Source organism: Pseudomonadota bacterium (genome assembly GCA_030859565.1).
Classification (GTDB): Bacteria; Pseudomonadota; Gammaproteobacteria; order JACCXJ01; family JACCXJ01; genus USCg-Taylor.
Genome location: JALZJW010000217.1, coordinates 1 through 4,379 on the forward strand (window position 1 = coordinate 1; position 4,379 = coordinate 4,379).

Here is a 4,379-nt window from a genome sequence, read left to right on the forward strand (position 1 = left end):
GACGAACGAAAGCGGAGAACTGAGTTATGTCCAAGGAGAAATTTCAGCGAACGAAGCCGCATGTGAATGTAGGGACGATAGGGCATGTGGATCATGGGAAGACGACGTTGACGGCGGCGTTAACGATGGTGATGTCGAAGAAGTTTGGTGGGGAGGTCAAGGGCTATGATCAGATCGACAATGCGCCCGAGGAGAAGGCGAGGGGGATCACGATAGCGACGGCGCATGTGGAGTACCAGAGTGAGAAGCGGCACTATGCGCATGTGGACTGTCCGGGGCATGCGGATTATGTGAAGAACATGATCACGGGGGCGGCGCAGATGGATGGGGCGATATTAGTGGTGAGTGCGGCGGATGGGCCGATGCCGCAGACGCGCGAGCACATTTTGTTGGCGCGTCAGGTCGGGGTGCCCTACATGGTGGTGTACATGAACAAGGCGGACATGGTGGATGATGCGGAGTTACTGGAATTAGTGGAGATGGAGGTGAGGGAGTTACTGGACAGTTACAAGTTTCCCGGGGAGAAGACGCCGGTGGTGGTGGGGAGTGCGTTGAAGGCGTTGGAGGGGGAGGGGAGTGAGCTTGGGGTGCAGTCCATAGAGAGGTTAGTGGCGGCGATGGATGAGTACATTCCGGTGCCCGAGCGGGCGGTGGATCAGCCGTTTTTGATGCCGATTGAGGATGTATTTTCGATCTCCGGGCGAGGGACGGTGGTGACGGGTCGCGTGGAGCGTGGGCGGGTCAAGGTAGGGGAGGAGGTAGCGATTGTGGGGATCCGGGAGACGCAGAAGACGATCTGCACGGGGGTGGAGATGTTTCGGAAGTTATTGGATGAAGGGCAGGCGGGGGACAATGTCGGGGTATTGCTCCGGGGGACCAAGCGCGAGGAGGTGGAGCGTGGACAGGTATTATGCAAGCCGGGCAGTGTGACGCCGCACACCCATTTTGAAGCCGAGGTGTATGTGTTATCGAAGGAAGAGGGAGGGAGGCACACGCCGTTTTTCAGCAATTACCGGCCGCAGTTTTATTTTCGGACCACCGACGTGACGGGGGCGGTGGAGTTACCCTCGGGGGTGGAGATGGTGATGCCGGGGGACAATGTGAAGATGGTGGTGAAGTTGATTGCGCCGATTGCGATGGAAGAGGGGGTGAGGTTTGCGATCCGCGAAGGGGGCCGCACCGTCGGGGCCGGGGTCGTCGCTAAGGTCGTCGAGTAGCGCGCTACGGCGCCATCATTTGAGCAGAGTTTAAGTCGTCGGAAAAAAAATAGAGGACCTTATCGGAACCTAGCACGACCTAGGCTTTTTAACGGTATAGGCCAGTAGCTCAATTGGCAGAGCGGCGGTCTCCAAAACCGCAGGTTGGGGGTTCGAGTCCCTCCTGGCCTGCAATCGCGTGCAGGGTGGAAGATACGACGGGCCGGCGGCGCACCTAATATGGTAAATCCAAAGGCAGAAATCCAAGAAAGTAAGGGCGACGTCTTTAAACTCGCTCTAGCCCTATTGCTGGTCATGGGCGCCATGGCCGCGTTTTATTTCTACAGCGACCAGTCGTTACTGTTACGGGTCGTCGGGCTCTTGGCCGTGGGAGGTGTCGCAGGGGCGCTGGCGCTACAGACGGCGCAGGGGCGCGATGTCTGGGGATTCTTCAAGGAGGCTCAGATCGAGGTGCGCAAGGTCGTATGGCCGACGCGCCAGGAAACGACCCGCATGACCCTAATCGTCATCTCCATGGTCATCGCGATGGCGGCCATCCTTTGGCTGCTTGACACCCTGCTTGCGTGGTTGGTGCAGTGGCTTACCGGATCGAGAGGCTGATGGCATGACGCTGCGTTGGTATGTCGTGCACGCCTATTCGGGGGCCGAGAACCAAGTGAAGCGCTCGTTGCACGAGCGCATCCAACGCAGTGGCTTGCAACACAAGTTCGGCGACATCTTGGTGCCGACGGAGGAGGTCGTGGAGCTGCGGGATGGACAGAAACGCAAGACGGACCGCAAGTTTTTCCCAGGTTATGTCTTAGTTCAGATGGAAATGGACGAGGACACCTGGCACCTGGTAAGGGAGGTGCCGAAGGTAATGGGTTTCATCGGTGGAAGCGGCGATCGGCCCGCGCCGATCACGGATCAGGAAGCCGAAAAAATCTTGCATCGCATGCAGGAAGGCACCGATAGGCCGCGGCCAAAGGTATTGTTCGAGGTGGGCGAGGTGGTGCGGGTCAAGGAAGGGCCGTTCACCGATTTCAGCGGTGTGGTCGAAGAAGTGAACTACGAAAAAAACCGCTTACGCGTGGCGGTGTTAATCTTCGGCCGCGCGACGCCGGTGGAGCTGGAGTTTAGTCAGGTCGAGAAGGAATGACGGAGCGCGATGGTTTACGCAATAGAATGCTTATGCGAGAGAGGAACACGTGGCAAAGAAAATACAAGCGTACGTAAAGCTGCAAGTCCCCGCGGGCAAGGCGAATCCGAGCCCGCCGGTCGGTCCGGCCCTGGGCCAGCACGGTGTGAATATCATGGAGTTCTGCAAGGCCTTCAACGCCCATACACAAGGGCTCGAGCCGGGATTGCCGACTCCGGTGGTCATAACCGTCTTCGCAGATCGCAGTTTTACGTTTATTACCAAGACCCCGCCCGCATCGGTGCTGCTGCGCAAGGCCTTGGGACTCGAAAAAGGCAGCAGCACCCCGAACAGCAACAAGATCGGACGGGTCACGCGAGCGCAGCTCGAAACGATCGCCAAGACCAAGGAACCGGATTTGACGGCGGCGAGCGGGGAGGCGGCGCTGCGCACCATCGCCGGTACCGCGCGCAGTATGGGTATTGAAGTCGAGGGCGTTTAGTCATGGCGAAGCTTGGTAAACGAGGGAAAGCGGCGCGGGAAAAAGTCGTCTCGGGCCAACAGTATGCCGTGGATGAGGGCCTGCGGCTCCTCAAAGAGGTCGCCTCCGCGAAGTTCGATGAATCGGTCGAAGTGGCGATCAACCTGGGCATCGACGCGCGCAAATCGGACCAGTCGGTGCGGGGCGCCATCGTGTTGCCTCATGGCACCGGAAAGCAGGTGCGGGTCGCCGTGTTCGCCGAGGGCGCCAAGGCCGAGGCGGCGCGCGCCGCGGGCGCCGACATCGTGGGACTCCAAGATCTGGCGCAACAGGTGAAGGCGGGTCAGATCGATTTCGATGTGGCCGTCGCCGCACCCGAGAGCATGGTCATCGTGGGTCAACTCGGTCAAATCCTGGGACCGCGCGGCCTGATGCCGAATCCCAAGGTCGGCACCGTCACCCCGGATGTGGCTACGGCGGTAAGAAACGCGAAGGCCGGACAAGTGCGCTTCAAGAGCGATAAATCCGGTATAGTCCATTGCTGTATCGGCAAGGTTTCGTTTGAGACTCGCGCCCTGCAGGAGAACCTGGCGACGATTGTCGCCGCCCTCAACAAGGCCAAGCCGGCGGCAGCGAAAGGTGTTTACCTGAAGAAGGTGAGCGTTGCCAGCACCATGGGGCCGGGGATCCAGTTGGATCGAGTCAGCATCGCCGGAACCTAGGCCGCGCGCGGCGCTAGAGTCCTGGGTAAGGCGCCAGTCTACGAGGAGATGACTGACTTGGTGATTTAGCCAGTCCGCTGGCGATCTACGGGAGTCGGGAAGTGTCTTAAACAGGAGGGCAGGTGTGAGGCTTAATTTGGAAGCAAAGCAGGCTATCGTAGCCGAGGTGGCGGAAGTCGCGCGTAGCGCTCATTCCGCGGTCGCCGCCGAATACGCGGGATTATCCGTCGCACAAATGACGGACTTGCGCAACGCGGCGCGCAAAGCGGGGATTTACTTGCGCGTGGTGAGAAACACGCTGGTGCGCAGGGCCGTGTCCGACACCCAATTTTCGTGCATGCGTGAAGGCTTGGTGGGACCGCTGGTATTGGCGTTCGCGGGCGAGGATCCCGGGGCTGCCGCACGAGTGATCGACGAGTTCGCGAAAAGAAACGATAAACTCGTCGTGCGATTGGTCGCGCTCGGCGGAAAGCTGCTCGATCCGAGCGCCATCAAGGCGGTTGCGAGCCTCCCGACGCGGGCAGAGGCTATCAGCCGTCTGATGGCGGTCATGCAGGCCCCGGTAGCCAAGCTCGTGCGGACGCTGGCCGAACCGCATACGCGGTTGGTGCGCGTGCTGGCGGCGGTACGCGATCGAAAGCAAGCGGCTTAATTCATCGTCACAGACATTATTACTTAGGAGGCTTACCTATCATGGCAGTATCAAAAGGAGAGATCTTGGAGGCCATTTCCAAGATGACGGTTCTCGAAGTGGTGGATCTTGTTGAGGCTATGGAAGAAAAGTTCGGGGTGTCGGCCGCGGTCGCGGTCGCGGTCGCGCCGGCGGCCGCCGGCGCCGGAGG

At 59.8% G+C, this 4,379-nt stretch carries 7 protein-coding genes and 1 tRNA gene; all 8 read left to right on the forward strand.

Features of this window, described 5'->3' with window-relative positions:
• Positions 1-26: 26 nt before the first annotated feature.
• Positions 27-1,217, forward strand: a complete 1,191-nt coding sequence (gene tuf / locus M3436_19515) for an elongation factor Tu (protein MDQ3566172.1) — start codon at positions 27-29, stop codon at positions 1,215-1,217.
• Positions 1,218-1,315: 98 nt separating this feature from the next.
• Positions 1,316-1,388: transfer RNA gene (locus M3436_19520), tRNA-Trp, on the forward strand.
• 48 nt (positions 1,389-1,436) lie between these two features.
• Complete coding sequence (gene secE / locus M3436_19525) at positions 1,437-1,817, forward strand: preprotein translocase subunit SecE (protein ID MDQ3566173.1); 381 nt, start codon at positions 1,437-1,439, stop codon at positions 1,815-1,817.
• A gap of 4 nt (positions 1,818-1,821) precedes the next feature.
• A complete protein-coding gene (gene nusG / locus M3436_19530) occupies positions 1,822-2,355 on the forward strand; it encodes a transcription termination/antitermination protein NusG (protein ID MDQ3566174.1) in 534 nt (177 codons plus the stop codon).
• Between the two features lie 49 nt (positions 2,356-2,404).
• Positions 2,405-2,836, forward strand: a complete 432-nt coding sequence (gene rplK / locus M3436_19535) for a 50S ribosomal protein L11 (GenBank protein ID MDQ3566175.1) — start codon at positions 2,405-2,407, stop codon at positions 2,834-2,836.
• Positions 2,837-2,838: 2 nt separating this feature from the next.
• Positions 2,839-3,537 carry a 50S ribosomal protein L1 gene (gene rplA / locus M3436_19540; protein MDQ3566176.1) on the forward strand — a complete coding sequence of 233 codons (699 nt, stop codon included), beginning with the start codon at positions 2,839-2,841 and terminating at the stop codon, positions 3,535-3,537.
• A 124-nt stretch (positions 3,538-3,661) separates the two neighbouring features.
• Complete coding sequence (gene rplJ, locus M3436_19545; protein ID MDQ3566177.1) at positions 3,662-4,189, forward strand: 50S ribosomal protein L10; 528 nt, start codon at positions 3,662-3,664, stop codon at positions 4,187-4,189.
• A gap of 41 nt (positions 4,190-4,230) precedes the next feature.
• A partial coding sequence (gene rplL / locus M3436_19550; GenBank protein ID MDQ3566178.1) for a 50S ribosomal protein L7/L12 occupies positions 4,231-4,379 on the forward strand: 149 nt, incomplete at its 3' end.